The organism is Nocardia australiensis (assembly GCF_020733705.1).
GTDB classification, from domain to species: domain Bacteria; phylum Actinomycetota; class Actinomycetes; order Mycobacteriales; family Mycobacteriaceae; genus Nocardia; species Nocardia australiensis.
This window is the reverse complement of sequence record NZ_JAJFZM010000003.1, coordinates 66,720-80,892: the sequence shown is the minus strand read 5'-3', so window position 1 is coordinate 80,892 and position 14,173 is coordinate 66,720. Positions and strand designations below refer to the sequence as shown.

Genomic DNA, 14,173 nt, shown 5'->3' with positions numbered 1-14,173 from the left:
CTGTTCCCAGGCCGGGCCACTTCGGAAATCGGATTCAGCTGGCGGTCGCAGGTACCCAGTACGTGGCGGCCGCGGCAGAGCGTTTTCGCATCGCTGCGAAGCTGTGCCGGGCGGGGTTGATCAACGCGGTGAACCACGAGCGGCGATGCTCGGCGAGCGCGGCCGCAACGGCGGGAATCTGGATGCAGTGCATCCCACCCGCCATGCCCAGGCGGTGGCGACCCGTCTGGTTGTTTCTGGTGCCCAATTGTGTTCCTTTGCTTGCTGGTTCTGGCCTGGATCGCCTCGGCGAAGATTAGCCGAAGGAAAGGGCGAGTTGAAGTATTTTGCGTGTCCAATTGCTTCGGCGTGTCGGAAAGTTGTCGTCCTGGAACGGGGATTGGCCGGAAATGTTGCGAGATGGTCTCGGCCGCGTCACGGATCGGGCAAATGGCGGCGAGGATGGTGGAATATGCGGTGCGACTGGGTAATCCGCTGCGATTGGGCTGTGCGCACTCCGGGGTTGTCGGGTGGGGCCTCGATCCGCGCCGCGCAGATGCGAGACTGGAGAAATGTTGCGGATCGGCCTCACCGGAGGCATGGGAGCGGGCAAGTCGACGGTGGCGCGGATTCTCGCCGACCGTGGGGCGGTGATCATCGATTCCGACCTGGTCGCCAGGGAGGTCGTCGCGCCCGGCGCCGAGGGCTTGGCCGCGTTGGTCGACGCGTTCGGCGCGGACATCCTGGCGGCGGACGGTAGCCTGGACCGGCCCGCGCTGGCGGCGAAGGCATTCGGAGACGACGAGTCGCGAGCGACATTGAATTCGATTACACACCCACTTGTCGGCCAGCGGACGGCAGAACTCATCGCTGGGGCGGCGTCGGATTCGATTATTGTGCAGGATATTCCGTTGCTGGTCGAAAATGGGCTCGCACCGCTGATGAATCTGGTGCTGATTGTCGACGTTCCAGAAGGAATTCGAATTCGGCGTCTGGTGGAATTTCGCGGCGTTCTCGAATCCGATGCGCGAGCGCGAATTTCAGCGCAGGCGACCGACGAGCAGCGGCGCGCGGTCGCCGATGTGCTGCTCGACAACAGCGGCGCGCCCGATGACATTGTTCCGGTGGTGCACCGGCTCTGGGAGGAGCGCCTGTTGCCGTTCGAGCACAATCTGCGTACCGTCACCTCAGCGCACCGACCGAACATATCGATAGTCGACCCGGATCCGGACTGGCCGGCGCAGGCTCAGCGGCTCATTGCCCGGCTGTGGGGAGCTTGCGGTGCTCTCGCGTCGCGCATCGATCACATCGGCTCGACCGCGGTCCCGGAGCTTCCCGCCAAGGACGTGATCGACCTACAGATCACCGTCGCCGATATCGCCGCCGCCGATGGGCTGCGTGCGGCACTCGGTGCGGCGGGTTTCCCGGTGATCGCGCGCGTCACACACGACAACCCGAAACCGACCGATGCGGACCCCGACGGCACGAACGTCGTATTGTGGGCCAAGCGGCTGCACGGCGCCGCCGATCCGGGCCGTGTTGCCAATGTGCATGTGCGCGTGGCGGGTTCGCCAGGGCAGCAGTTCGCGCTCACCTTCCGGGATTGGCTGCGCGCCGACGCGACGGCCCGCGTGGAGTACACCGAGGTGAAACGCGCGGGCGCGGCGAAAGCGGCAGGGCTGATCGGCGAGGACGCCATGCTGGCCTATCTCGACGTCAAGGAACCATGGTTCGACGCCGCGTATGAGCGCGCGCTCGCGTGGCGCGCCGCCGGCGACTGAGCGTCGCCAGCGCCTTGCGCGTTATTGCCAGGTGAGGGTGATGCCGAGGGTGGCGAGCCAGGCTTCCAGGGAATGGCCGTTGGCGGCGATGCCCTCGATGGTGGTGGCGGCGTGCTCGATCGCGGATTGCGTGTCGGCGAAGCCGAGCAGGCCCACGGTGTGCGCGGCGAGTAGTTCGTCCACATCAAGCAGTTCGGTGTCGCGGCCGGTGCGGACCACGATATCGAGATAGTGGTCCACCGATTTCCACATGGTCGGCCCGACCTGCGTGAACTCACCGAGATCGACGTAGTAGTCCTGATCTCGCCGATGTTCGGGGTGATAGTGAAACACCGTCACCCGGATGGACAGCTTCGGCAGCAGCCACGACTCGATGTAATGGAATTGCGGATGGTCGGAGACGCGCGCCATGTACAGGCCCCACGGTTCGGCGCGGAATTGCTCCACCGGCCGCACGAAACCCTTGGGGTCGGTGTTGGTGAGCGCCGCGACATCGAAGTACTCCACCTTCGGGCGGTGTACATCCACTGCTGGTGCCTGTGTCATGCACATAGAATCTACCGCCGCCGGGCGCTACGTCGAGTCCGGCGGCGCTCGCATTCGGCTACATCCAGGTCAGGGCGATGTTCTTCGAGGCCAGCCAGCGTTCGACATCATGATCATGTGCGGCCAGACCGTCCATCGCGGCGGTCGCCCGCTCGAAGGCGTGCTGGGCGCGGGCTGTGTCGACCAAACCGGCCGCGTGGGCGGCGAGTAGCTCCTCGACGCCGCGCAGTTCGGCGGTGCGGCCGCTGCGCACCTCGATATCGAGGTAGTTGTCGACCGCCTGCCAGCGTTTGGGCTCCAGTTTGGTGAATTCGCCGATATCCAGGCAGTAATTCTGTTCCCGGCGATGTCCAGGGGTGCGGTGGTCGACCGTCGCGCGAATGGACAATTCGGGCAATAGCCATGATTCCACAAAGGGTGACCGGGGTCCGTTCACCGCCCGCGCCATGTATAGGCCCCACGGTTCGACGTGGTAGCGCTCGACCGAACGGACAAAGCCCTTGGCGTCGGTGTTGGTCAGTTCGGCGAGGTTGAAGTACTCGACTCTCGGTCTGTGCGGAGTGGACACCGGTATCCGACCGGTCGGCGATGTTGCGAGCCTGGTGGCCAATTGACCCGGCAGGAGCCCGCGCACATCCCTGGCGACATAACCGGCAATGCCGGTCGCCGCGGGGACTGCGACGAGCAATGGAATCAGAGCGCTCATGGCGACTTCCTTTACCCGGTACCGATAACTAGATCAGGCTACACCCGTGGCAAACTATCCGCCGGAATGGCAAATGTGATCAATATCGTTGTGGCAACGGACATTTCGGGCAGTTTACGAAAACCGTACCGAGGCTTTACCTATTCCGGAGAGGTTGCCGGATCGTCGCTGAGTGACGGCCGTGACGCCGCTGGGCCGCGAATCTGTCGGTGCCTACGCATACTCTGGTGACCATGGCTTTCGCAACGGAGATCCCCGCCGAGGGCGAGGCACCACTCGCACATTCGGAGTTCCGCCCGGTCGGCGAGATCGAGCGCGCCGATGGGCGGTTCGAGGTGGTCAGTGAGCACAAACCGGCTGGAGATCAGCCGGCGGCCATCGCCGAACTCGAACGCCGGATCAAGACCGGCGAACGTGACGTGGTGCTGCTCGGCGCGACCGGCACCGGTAAGTCGGCGACCACCGCGTGGCTGATCGAGCGGCTGCAGCGCCCGACGCTCGTGATGGCACCGAACAAGACCCTGGCCGCGCAGTTGGCCAACGAGCTGCGAGAGATGTTGCCCCACAACTCGGTTGAGTACTTCGTCTCGTACTACGACTACTACCAGCCCGAGGCGTACATCGCGCAGACCGATACCTATATCGAGAAGGACAGCTCGATCAACGACGACGTCGAGCGATTGCGCCACTCGGCTACCTCGAGCCTGCTCTCGCGCCGCGATGTTGTGGTGGTCGCGTCGGTATCGTGCATCTACGGTCTCGGTACTCCGCAGTCCTACCTCGACCGGTCGGTGCAGCTCGAGGTCGGGACCGAACTCGATCGGGACAAGTTCCTGCGGCTGCTGGTCGATGTCCAGTACACCCGCAACGACATGTCCTTCACCCGCGGCTCGTTCCGGGTACGCGGCGACACCGTCGAGATCATTCCCTCCTATGAGGAACTCGCGGTTCGCATCGAATTCTTCGGCGACGAAATCGAGGCTCTGTATTACCTGCACCCGCTGACCGGCGATGTGGTCCGGCAGGTCGACGTGGTGCGAATCTTCCCGGCCACCCACTACGTGGCGGGTCCGGAGCGGATGGAGCGCGCCGTCGGTGCTATCGAGAAGGAACTCGAGACCCGGCTGGCCGAGCTGGACCGGCAGGGCAAACTCCTCGAGGCACAGCGGTTGCGGATGCGCACCCAATACGACCTCGAGATGATCCGGCAGGTCGGGTTCTGCTCGGGCATCGAGAACTACTCACGGCATATCGACGGCCGTCCGGCCGGGTCAGCGCCCGCCACCCTGATCGACTACTTCCCCGAGGACTTCCTGCTCGTCATCGACGAGTCGCACAACACGGTCCCACAGATCGGTGGCATGTACGAGGGTGACATGTCCCGCAAGCGCAACCTGGTCGAGTACGGTTTCCGGCTGCCCTCAGCGGTCGACAATCGGCCGCTGACCTGGGAGGAATTCGCCGACCGGATCGGGCAGACGGTGTACCTTTCGGCCACACCCGGCCCGTACGAGCTGGGCCAGGCCGGCGGCGAGGTGGTGGAGCAGGTCATCCGGCCGACCGGTCTGGTGGATCCGAAGGTTGTGGTCAAGCCGACCAAAGGCCAGATCGACGACCTGATCCACGAGATCCGCCAGCGGACCGAACGTGATGAGCGGGTACTGGTCACCACGCTCACCAAGAAGATGTCCGAGGATCTCACCGACTACCTGCTCGGCCTCGGCATCCGGGTGCGCTACCTGCACTCTGAGATCGACACGCTGCGCCGCGTGGAACTGCTGCGGCAGCTGCGCCTGGGCGAATACGACGTGCTCGTCGGCATCAACCTACTGCGCGAAGGCCTCGACCTGCCGGAGGTGTCGCTGGTGGCGATCCTCGATGCCGATAAGGAGGGATTCCTGCGTAGCACCACAGCGCTGATCCAGACCATCGGCCGCGCGGCGCGCAATGTGTCGGGCGAGGTGCACATGTACGCCGACAAGATCACCGACTCGATGCAGTTCGCCATCTCCGAGACCGAGCGACGCCGCGCCAAACAGATCGCCTACAACGAAGAGATGGGCATCGACCCGCAGCCGCTGCGCAAGAAGATCGCCGACATCCTCGATCAGGTGTATCAGGAGGCCGACGACAGCGAGGTCGCTGTCGGCGGCTCCGGGCGTAATGTGAGCCGGGGGCGCCGGGCCCAGGGTGAGCCGGGCCGAGCCGTCAGTGCCGGGGTCTACGAGGGGCGCGACGTCAAGTCAATGCCGCGCGCCGAACTCGCGGATCTCGTCAAGGAAATGACCGCACAGATGATGAACGCCGCCCGGGAATTGCAATTCGAATTGGCCGGGCGGCTGCGTGACGAAATTGCCGACCTCAAGAAGGAACTGCGCGGCATGGACGCCGCCGGGTTGAGTTGAGCCCCGGCGGCGGTCGCGCGGAGCGGGTCTCAGCTCTGCGTCGCCATCCAGTCGTTGACGCGGCGCTCGGCCTCTTCGCGAGAGACGTTCTCCACCTTGGTCATAACCGCCCAGCGGTGACCGAACGGATCCATCACGACGCCGTACCGGTCGCCGGTAACGAAGGTCTGCGGCTGCTCGACGCTACGGGCGCCGTGCGTGGTGGCGCGCTCGATGACCGCGTCCACATCGGGGCAGTAATGCACCAATGTGGTGTGCACCCATTCGCCGTTCGGGGCGAGCACACTGTTGTCCGGCAGGGGCATGCCGAGTTGCAGCGTGGAATCGCCGATCTTCAGTTCGGCGTGCGCGGGCTGCCCGTCGGGCAGGTCGTTGCGGCTGAGCACCTCGGCCTCGAAAACATTGGTGTAGAAGTCGATTGCTTTATTGCCGTCGGGCACCGCGATAAAGCAGGTGATGGAGTGGTAGCCCTCGGCGATCGGGTTCACGGTTTCGCTCATGCCGACAACACTGGTCGATCCCGTGGAATGGGTCTTGTAGAAAGGCGACACCGTGCCGGGGCACTCTGAGGACACCAAGGGCATCCTGCACCCCGATGAGCAGGCCCGTCACCGCTCGCTCGCGAGGTTGCCCGCCGGACTCGAGATGGGCCGGTTCGTCGATTGGTATTGGTCGGTGCGCTGGGATCTGCGGGGCCGTGCCCCCTATTTCGCCGAAGTGTTGTCGTATCCATGTGTGAATGTCACCTTCGAAAGGACCTCGACCCGTTCCGGTGGCTTCGTCAACGGCGTGTGCACCACGAAATCCGTCCGCGAACTCACCGATGTGGGGGAGACCTTCGGCATCCGCTTTCGGGCGGGCGGCTTCGGTGCGTTCACCGGCCTCGATGTCGGCTCGTTTCGTGATACAGCGGTATCGCTGGCCGAGGTGATACCCGGGACCGGAGAACTCACCGAACGGATGCTCGCCGCGTCGTCGGATCAACAGCGTCGCGTGATGGTCGAGGAATTCTTCGCGGGACACCGGATCGCCGAGGACCCGAACTATTGCTTGGTATCGCGCATTGTGGAGGCAATGCAACACGACCAGGAACTGACCCGGGTCGATCAGGTCACCGAACGATTCGGCGTGCCGATACGCACGCTGCAGCGGATGTTCCGCAGATATGTCGGGGCCGGGCCGAAATGGGTGCTGCGCCGTTACCGTTTGCAAGACGGTGCCGACCTGTTGGCGCGCGGGCACATCGACGATCTCGCCGCCCTCGCCGCGACGCTGGGTTACTTCGACCAAGCACATTTCTCCCGCGAATTCGCCGCAGAAGTCGGAATGGCGCCGATGGAATATTTGAAGAATTCGATACGCTCGCGAAACGAAGTTACGTCGAAAGTCTTACGGGAGCAGACATGGACGTCTTGATTTTGATCGGGCGGGTGCTTTTCGCCGTGCTGTTCCTCGGCTCGGCGTTCGGGCATTTCACACAGACCGATGCGATGGCGGGATACGCGCATAGCCGTGGCGTCCCGCAACCGCGGGTGGGCGTGCTGGCTTCGGGCGCGCTGATGCTGGTCGGCGCGCTGAGCGTGCTGCTCGGTGTGTGGGCGGACCTCGGCGCGCTGCTGCTGGTGATTGTGCTGTTACCGACTACCTTCCTCATGCATCGGTTCTGGGCCGAAACCGACGAAGAGGCCAAGCAAGGCGAAATGATCCACTTCAACAAGGATCTCGCACTCGCCGGTGCGTCGTTGATGTTGTTCGCGTTCTTCGCGCACGTCGAAGAACTCGGATTGACGATCACCGGTCCGCTTTTCCATCTCGGCTGAGCATCCTCGGTCGCTACTCGCGATCGTTCGGCAACCGGCAATGTGATGAATCTCCCAGGGGCGCAAGAACGTTCGCGATCGTTGTGATGAGTCACAGCGTCCGCGTGGCGGAATTGAATACGCGCTGGTGGGAAAGGTCGCCGGGACATTTGCCCGCACAACTTCGCTTTCCGAAAGACCTAACACCCTGGTGTGATGTGTTGCGATTTCGGATATTTCCGACTGATTTGCCGCTAGGGTCGAGCGCAGTCGCCGCGCCGGTGCTCGACATGCTCAGGATAGGACCGGACGCAGGCACCTGACCATCGCAAAGTTGGAGGAGAGCATGACCGCCTACCGGACCATTGTCGTCGGTACTGATGGCTCGGATTCGTCGTATGTCGCCGTGGAGAAGGCAGCCGCATTGGCCGCCGCCGCGGACGCGACGCTGATCATGGCCTGCGCTTACTACCCGACCGACGATCGTGATGTCGCGGCCGCGGCCGATGTCCTCAAGGACGAGGCATACCAGGTGCGTGGTTCCGCGCCGACCAACGAAATCCTGCACATCGCGCGCGACAAGGCCACCGCCGCCGGTGCGACGAACATCGTCGAGCGCTCCATTGTCGGCGAGCCGGTCGAGTCTCTGCTCGCACTGGTCAAGGAGGTAGAGGCCGACCTGCTCGTTGTCGGCAACCGTGGCTTGAACACCCTGGCCGGTCGCCTGCTGGGCTCGGTGCCCGCCGACGTCGCCCGCAAGTCGCGTTCGGACGTGCTGATCGTGCACACCGTGCGCTGAGGGGGCCGATCGGGATACGAGACAAAGCTGCCGCGATCGATTCATCTTGATCCAGCCCGGCCGGTCGCGGTGCTGTCTCGAAGGTGCTCTGAACTGCGAATCGGCGCCGATCAGGAGTGATCGAGGCAGAGCAGCTTTGGCGCAGTTCGCCACCCGGCTTCGGCCAGCCACCGTTGCACGGGATCAGGCAGACCGTAGCGGATGGTGCGGTTGAGAGCGGGCGTAGTCGATGGCGTTCCATTGAATCGAGCCTCGATGCTGGTCCCGAACTGGCCCGCCCCTCTGGTCCGTTCAGCAGTGTTCCATCTGCTGTGGACGCAGCACTTCCACGTCGATGTCGATCGGCCCCTCACTTCTGCCCGCGTGTTGACTAGGAGTGGCACAGAATGACAACCGTCGGCATTCAGGTGTCGCGCACGTAGTTCTGAACGGTCCCGGTCCAGCGGCCAACGACTGCCATGACGTCGCAGCCGTTGTGCTCGAGGAATTGTCCGATTCGGAAAGAAGCGTGGCTCTCGAAAGAGCCGGACACGTCAGAGAGGTGCTCACGGGCTACCGCGCTGGCGTCGCTGAATTGGCCACGCCTGACGAGCCGCGCAGAGAATTCGATCCGAGTGGTTGGGTTGTGTTAGAGGGCGGGATGGTGCTGGAAGGCGTAGCGGAGTATCCGGTTGGCTTGTCGGGACAGTGCTGCGCTGCGGGAGGTGGCGCGGGTGAGGGCTCGTAGTGGTTGGGGGAAGAGGGTGATTTCAGGGGCGCGGGTGAGTAGTTGTTCGTCGATCAGTGTCAGGTGGGCGTTCCAGGTCTCGGGCCCGTGCGGGTCGTCGAAGCCTTGGGCGGCGCGGATGCCCAAGGCTTTGATCGACGGGTGGTACTTCATGGCCCAGGCAGCGAAGCGGGTGTAGCCGTTGAGGGCTAGTTCGCCGGTCGGGAAGTGCGTGGTCGCTTCGCGGATCATGGTCTGGAACGAGTCGCCGGGCAGGAACGGCAGCAGCCCCTCGGCAATGATCATGGTCGGGCGGTCTGGTGGGAGTGCGCTGGTCCAGCCCGGTTTGGTGAGATCGGTGCCCAGCAGGTAGGAGTCTTGCGGCAGCAGTCGTGAGCGCAGATCGATGACCTCGGGGTAGTCGACGTCGTACCAGTCGACACCGGCCGGTGGCTCGCATCGGAGCATGCGGGTGTCCAGGCCACAGCCGAGATCGAGTACCACAGCGGTCGGGTGCGCGGTGGTGAACCGACGCACCGCGTCGTCGAGTTTCTTTGCGCGCAGGGCAGTTCCGCAGATGAGGCTGGGTTTGAGTTTCAGCTTGGTGAAGTCGTAGTCGAGCCGCTCGGCGAGCTCGGCTTGGCGGGCATCGCCGAGGATCGGGGTGGCCATGGTGGCGTCGAGGGCTCGGGCTTGGAGGGTGAGAAGCAGGGTTTCCTGAATCGGGTCGAGTTCGGGGCGGGTTCGGAGCACGGTCGTTCCTTCAGCTGTCCATGCGGTGACGGTCGGTGATGTCGCGCAGCCATGTCAGGGCTTGCTGGGCGGCGCGGATGCGTTCGGTGCGGGCGGAATTGGTGTCGTCGACAAGAGCGAGTCCGTCTTCGGCAATGTCACCGAAGGCGCCGAGGCTGGCGATCTTGCGGTGGATGACCTTCTGCCAGGCGTCGTCTTCGATGCGGTAGTAGGCGGTGCGGTCGCCGGGGATCCGCGCCTTGCGGACCAAGCCTATGGTGGTGAGCAGGCGCATGTTGGAGGTCAGCGAGGCGCGGCTGGCGTGGATCGCCTCGGCGATCTGGCCGGCGGACTGCTCGGGCGGATCGCAGATCATCAGCAGGCCGAGGATGCGGCCGGTGATCGGGGTCAGGCCCCATTCCTCGATGCAGAAGGTGGCGACTCGCTCTACCCATTCCAGCGTGGCGTCCTGGCGGTCCCGGTCCGGCATGTCGTCTCCTCCTCGAGCTGTGTGCGGCTCGATCACTGTGTCATGCCACGCACCGATTCTCGGGTCGGCGCCGGGGTGGGCGTGACGATGCGGGTTCGGCGCAGGTACCGGTCGAACCACTCGACGGCCAGCGCTATGGCTTCCTCGAGCCCGGGACCGGTGTAGAGGCCGAGCACGTCGTAGGGCAGGACCTCGAGCCGTTTCGGCTCGCCGGCCTTGGCGAAGGCGCTCTGCGCTTCCTCGAGTATGTGGTACGGGTCCCAGCCACCGTTGGCGATCATCAGCAGCGGGGTGGGGGCCAAACGGTCGATGAGCTGCTCCGGTGCGAACGTCAGCAGATGTTCGGCGGAGTCCAAGGTCTTCTCGTTACGGTAGTTCGGAAACATTTCGGCGGCCAGATCCGGTGTGCCCTCGACGTTTTCACCCTGCAGCGTCAGGTGTGGCACCCGGGCGCTGTCATGGCCTTCGTAGCGGCGCTGCCAGTCCTGGTCCAACCGGTCCCGCAGTGTGTGCACACCTGCACGTCCCAGCAGTCGCTCCAGGTACCGCCACCCGTTCCACACGCTCGGGCTTTGCGCCACAACACATTTCACCCGGCGATCCAGCACCGCGGCCTGCACCGCGACCGAACCGCCGACGCTGACACCCCAGATCCCGATCCGATCCGGGGCGACCTCCGGACGGGTCCGCAGATATGACACCGCGCTGCGAAAATCTTCCGCTTGCCGGTGCGGGTAATCCTGGCCGCGAGGCTGCCCCGTGCTGGCGCCGACCGTGCGGTAGTCGATCGCCAGCACTGCGAATCCGGCCCGCACGAAATACGGTGCGAACACCCGCAATGCCTCTTTCACCATCACCCCGGAATGCCCCAGCACCAGACCGGGGACCGGGCCGTCCACCGTGGGCAGATACAGATCGCCCGCGCATGCGGTGCCGAGGCTGTTGAACGTCACCGGCTCTATCTCGAGATCCATCGAAACTCCACTCGTTGCTAGTTATTTCAGTCTCGACTGAAATAACTAGCAATGTCAATAGGGTGGTCGAGATCGAGGACTCGGCTCGGCCGTTGTGACAACGGACGAGACATGCAGTCGGTAGCCAGTGGTGGCTATTTCGCCCAGCATCTGGCTCGGGCGGGGTTCAGGTACCGGCAACCTCACGCAGCTGGCCCGGTCATTCGACGAGTTGGAATGCTGTGATGCCTGTGCTCAGTCGGTGATGCGGTCGAAGTCGATGAGCAGGTGTCGGGGGCCGCGGAAGATCTGGCTTCGCCGATACGGTGGTGGATCGACGACTAGGCGGGGTGTGGCGACGCGGCACTGGAAGATCTCCAGTGCCAGGTTGACTTCCAGTCGTGCGAGCGGACCGCCCAAGCAGGTGTGGATGCCGCTGCCCCAGCCGAAGTGCTTGTTGTCGGGGCGTTGGATATCGAAGCGGTTCGGGTTTGGGAACCTGTTCGGGTCGCGGTTGGCGGCGGCGTAGACCAGGTGCACCGCCGCCCCTTTCGGGATAACTGTGCCGGCGATGTCGATATCGGCGGTGGTGCTGCGGCTGGGGAAGAACTGCACCGCCGCCTGCAGCCGCTGTACCTCTTCGATCGCGCGAGGGAGCAGCTCCGGCCGGCTGCGCAACTGGTCGTAGGACCCGGGGTTACGCAGCAGCGTCATCACATAGTTGGCAATGGTGTTGACCGTCGAGTCATGACCGGCGACAAGCAGCAGCATCGCGTTGGACAACGCCTGCTTGGGAGGCATCGGACCGTCGGGGCCGTTGTCGTGGATCAATTTGGACAACAATCCCTCGCTGGGCTCGCGCTGGAGCTGCTCGATCAAGCCGGCCAGATATCGCGTGAGCGCGTCACGGCTTGCGCGGGCCTTCTCAGCGCGGGCCTTGCTCTGCTCAGTGTCCGCATCCGGGCCCAGATCAGTGCCGGTCAAAAAGTCGTAGATCCAGGCATGGAATGTGGGCTCGTCTGCGAGTGGGATTCCGAGGATCTTGCAGATCACCGTCACCGGCACTGGGTAGGCGTAATCGTCGACCACATCCAACCGGGTCTGGCCACTGGCCTTGATGTCGTCGAGCAGCTGGTTGCACAGCCGCACGATGTCGGGCTCCATGCCGGGGATGACATCGGGTGAATGCGGTGGGCCGAAGTGGCGCATCACCTGCCGACGCGCCCGATCGTGATCGGGGGGATCGGACACGATGATGCTCGGCCGGCGACCGTCGGCGTGCATGTCCTCGGTGCTGGGCTCCGAGTCGGCGCCAGCTGCCAGGGCAGCACCCAGCGGGCTGCGGCTCATATCGGAGCTGACCCGGGGGTCGTGGGCCAGCGCCAGCAGTTCCTGATAGCCGGTGACCACGTACAGGTTGTCGGTCACCTGCGCGACCGGGGTCTGGCGCAGCTCGTCGAAGAACGGGTACGGGTCGGCGCGGTGCTCGTATTTCATCGCCTCCGCCCAGGCTGATGCTGCAGTCATGCTGGCTCCTTGTTCAGTGGAACTCGGCGTTCAGTGGAACTCGGCGCCCCGTGAGGTGGGGTCGTGGCCCGTCAGCACCACGTCGGGAATCTCGGTCGGCACTCGCGGGTCGGGGAAACGGGCCGGCATCGGGGTCGTGTCGGCGGCCTGGTCATAGCCCGGCGGTGGCGGTGGGAACGGCGCCGAGCGCTCGATCATCGCCGCGTAGTACTCCAGCCACTTGCCGTGATCGAACGTCACCGCACCGACGATGCGGCCGCGGCGGCCGTAGGCAGCGGCAAAGCGATAGTCATCAGGCGAACCCTGGGTGAACACGATCTCATCGCCGAACGAGCACACCCCCACACCCTTGATGTTCACCCCGAATTGGCCCGACCAGAACGACGGCAGCGGCAGATGCGGTCGCCGGTCGGTCTCCAGGCTGATCATGTTGTTCGCGGCGACCTGCGCCCCGAACGCGGCGTTGTCCCAATGCTCCATCGAGATGAACTGATACTCATACAGCACATGTGGCTGGCGCGCGACATCCCCGGCCACAAAGATGTTGTCGGTCACCACTCCGTTGATATCGAACGCGCGACAGCCCGCATCGCAACCAACTCCCCAGAAACCGGTGGCCAACCCGGCGCCCTGCAGCCACTCGATGTTGCGGATCGACCCCAATGACGCCACCACCACATCGGCATCAAGCGTGACCCCATCCGACAGCCGGGCGCGGCGCACATGCCCGTCGGCGTCGCCGTCGAGCGATTCCACCGACACGCCGGTGCGCAGGTCGACACCGGCGTCGCGCTGCATCCGGGCGGCGATGTCGCCGATTACCCCGCCCAGCGGTCCCACCAGCGGCCCGCTTCCGCGCTCGGCGACGGTTACCGGCAGCCCCAGCCCGCGGCACACCGAGGCGATCTCCGAGCCGACAAACCCCGAGCCGACGACGAGAACCCGCTTGGGGCCCGCCTGCAGCGCCGCCTGCAGCCGGGCCGCGTCATCGCAGGTGCGTAGCGTGAAGACTCCCTGCAGAGCGCCTTCAGCCGAGTTGAACCATGGTCGTGCCCGAACGCCGGTGGCGATGAGCAGCCGATCGTAGGGCACCGTGTCCCCAGTGGCCAGCAACACCCGCCGGTTCACCCGGTCCAACCCGGTCGCGGCCACACCCAGGCGCCAGTCGGCATCGATGGCCCGTATGCGGGGAAGCTTGGTGTGATCGGCGCGAACCCATCCCGCGAGGACCTGCTTGGACAGTGGTGGGCGGTCGTAGGGCTCGTGTGGCTCATCACCGATGAGGGTCAAAGGCCCGCGGAAACGCCTTTCCCGCAAAGCCTCCGCGGCGCGAAGCCCGGCCAGCGACGCCCCCACGATTACGATGCGGCCCTCGGCCCGAAACTTCGTGACCAGGTCGGCGACCAGGAGCGCGGTGCTCATGGCGCGGGCTCCTGCTGTTCAGGGGTGTAGGTCTCCACCAGGATCGCCTGTACCGGGCACGCCGCCGCCGCCCGCAACACCCGCTGGCGCTGCGAGTCATCAGGGTTGGGGTCGTAGGCCAGCGCCTCCTCACCCAGCAGTTCGAGCACATCCGGCGCCAGCGGAACGCACTGCGCGTACCCCTGACACCGATTCAAATCAACCACAATGCGCATCCCGCAGCTCCTCATTCGGACCTGTTCCGATGTGGCCATTCCCGCTGAACCGCTGCGGGCTGGAAAGCTCGTACGCCCGCAAGGTTGACGTGGTCTCCCGGAAGATGATCACG

15 protein-coding genes are annotated in these 14,173 nt (G+C 64.6%); 5 read left to right on the top strand and 10 right to left on the bottom strand.

The window, feature by feature from the left end:
- Positions 1-34 precede the first annotated feature (34 nt).
- Complete coding sequence (locus LKE06_RS19645) at positions 35-247, bottom strand: hypothetical protein (RefSeq protein WP_228000985.1); 213 nt, start codon at positions 245-247, stop codon at positions 35-37.
- Positions 248-551: 304 nt separating this feature from the next.
- Here LKE06_RS19645 and coaE point away from each other — a divergent pair, with 304 nt between their 5' ends.
- Positions 552-1,760, top strand: coding sequence for a dephospho-CoA kinase (gene coaE, locus LKE06_RS19640; protein WP_228000768.1), 1,209 nt, complete (start codon positions 552-554; stop codon positions 1,758-1,760).
- A gap of 21 nt (positions 1,761-1,781) precedes the next feature.
- On the opposite strand, the gene LKE06_RS19635 is transcribed toward coaE, so the two are convergent.
- Together LKE06_RS19635 and LKE06_RS19630 are read right to left on the bottom strand one after the other, a co-directional pair.
- Complete coding sequence (locus LKE06_RS19635) at positions 1,782-2,306, bottom strand: ribonuclease FAU-1 family protein (protein ID WP_228000767.1); 525 nt, start codon at positions 2,304-2,306, stop codon at positions 1,782-1,784.
- Between the two features lie 58 nt (positions 2,307-2,364).
- Positions 2,365-3,012 carry a ribonuclease FAU-1 family protein gene (locus tag LKE06_RS19630; protein WP_228000766.1) on the bottom strand — a complete coding sequence of 216 codons (648 nt, stop codon included), beginning with the start codon at positions 3,010-3,012 and terminating at the stop codon, positions 2,365-2,367.
- 233 nt (positions 3,013-3,245) lie between these two features.
- On the opposite strand from LKE06_RS19630, the gene uvrB reads away from it, so the two are divergent.
- Positions 3,246-5,417 (top strand): excinuclease ABC subunit UvrB, encoded by a 2,172-nt coding sequence (uvrB, locus tag LKE06_RS19625; protein ID WP_228000765.1) that lies wholly within the window; start codon positions 3,246-3,248, stop codon positions 5,415-5,417.
- Positions 5,418-5,446: 29 nt separating this feature from the next.
- Here uvrB and LKE06_RS19620 read toward each other — a convergent pair whose 3' ends face one another.
- Positions 5,447-5,917 (bottom strand): VOC family protein, encoded by a 471-nt coding sequence (locus LKE06_RS19620; protein ID WP_228000764.1) that lies wholly within the window; start codon positions 5,915-5,917, stop codon positions 5,447-5,449.
- A 52-nt stretch (positions 5,918-5,969) separates the two neighbouring features.
- Between LKE06_RS19620 and LKE06_RS19615 the strand changes: the two genes are divergently transcribed.
- The 3 genes from LKE06_RS19615 to LKE06_RS19605 all read left to right on the top strand — a co-directional run bounded on the left by LKE06_RS19615 (position 5,970) and on the right by LKE06_RS19605 (position 8,015).
- Positions 5,970-6,833, top strand: a complete 864-nt coding sequence (locus LKE06_RS19615; protein WP_228000763.1) for an AraC family transcriptional regulator — start codon at positions 5,970-5,972, stop codon at positions 6,831-6,833.
- Positions 6,821-7,237 (top strand): DoxX family protein, encoded by a 417-nt coding sequence (locus LKE06_RS19610; protein ID WP_228000762.1) that lies wholly within the window; start codon positions 6,821-6,823, stop codon positions 7,235-7,237. The genes LKE06_RS19615 and LKE06_RS19610 overlap by 13 nt, the downstream gene beginning before the upstream one ends.
- A 325-nt stretch (positions 7,238-7,562) precedes the next feature.
- Positions 7,563-8,015, top strand: a complete 453-nt coding sequence (locus tag LKE06_RS19605) for a universal stress protein (RefSeq protein WP_228000761.1) — start codon at positions 7,563-7,565, stop codon at positions 8,013-8,015.
- 628 nt (positions 8,016-8,643) lie between these two features.
- Here the strand turns inward: LKE06_RS19605 and LKE06_RS19600 are convergent.
- From LKE06_RS19600 to LKE06_RS19575, 6 genes are all read right to left on the bottom strand, one after another.
- On the bottom strand, positions 8,644-9,474 hold the full coding sequence (locus LKE06_RS19600; protein ID WP_228000760.1) for a class I SAM-dependent methyltransferase: 831 nt from the start codon (positions 9,472-9,474) through the stop codon (positions 8,644-8,646).
- 10 nt (positions 9,475-9,484) lie between these two features.
- Positions 9,485-9,943 carry a GbsR/MarR family transcriptional regulator gene (locus LKE06_RS19595; RefSeq protein ID WP_228000759.1) on the bottom strand — a complete coding sequence of 153 codons (459 nt, stop codon included), beginning with the start codon at positions 9,941-9,943 and terminating at the stop codon, positions 9,485-9,487.
- A 32-nt stretch (positions 9,944-9,975) separates the two neighbouring features.
- Complete coding sequence (locus LKE06_RS19590; protein WP_228000758.1) at positions 9,976-10,917, bottom strand: alpha/beta hydrolase; 942 nt, start codon at positions 10,915-10,917, stop codon at positions 9,976-9,978.
- A 234-nt stretch (positions 10,918-11,151) separates the two neighbouring features.
- Complete coding sequence (locus LKE06_RS19585; protein WP_228000757.1) at positions 11,152-12,423, bottom strand: cytochrome P450; 1,272 nt, start codon at positions 12,421-12,423, stop codon at positions 11,152-11,154.
- A 30-nt stretch (positions 12,424-12,453) separates the two neighbouring features.
- Positions 12,454-13,845: an NAD(P)/FAD-dependent oxidoreductase gene (locus LKE06_RS19580; protein WP_228000756.1), complete on the bottom strand. Its 1,392-nt coding sequence runs from the start codon at positions 13,843-13,845 to the stop codon at positions 12,454-12,456.
- Positions 13,842-14,060 (bottom strand): ferredoxin, encoded by a 219-nt coding sequence (locus tag LKE06_RS19575; RefSeq protein ID WP_228000755.1) that lies wholly within the window; start codon positions 14,058-14,060, stop codon positions 13,842-13,844. Before LKE06_RS19575 ends, LKE06_RS19580 begins: the two co-directional genes overlap by 4 nt.
- Positions 14,061-14,173: the final 113 nt, after the last annotated feature.